1 protein-coding gene is annotated in these 211 nt (G+C 74.9%); it reads right to left on the reverse strand.

Annotation, left to right across the window (positions count from 1 at the left end; genetic code table 11):
• The coding region (locus DC347_RS21405; protein ID WP_206073989.1) for a hypothetical protein at positions 1–211 on the reverse strand (211 nt) is incomplete at both ends.

A 211-nucleotide genomic window follows, 5' to 3' on the forward strand; every position in this document is an offset into this window, starting at 1 on the left:
CCTCGGCCAGGTCGCGCTCGGAGACCAGGCCCAGTCGCGCCATCAGCGCGGTCAGCGTGCCCTCGGCCGATTCCTCGTGCAGACGGCGCGCGCGGGCGAGGTCGCCGTCCTTCAGGCGGCCGCGCGCGACCAGCCAGGCACAGACTTCCGCCTCGCGGTCATCCGCCACCCGACCCGACCCGCCGACCGCCGGCTCGATCACTGCCGACAT

The sequence above is a fragment of the Pseudarthrobacter sp. AG30 genome (assembly GCF_003116525.1).
GTDB lineage: Bacteria > Actinomycetota > Actinomycetes > Actinomycetales > Micrococcaceae > Arthrobacter.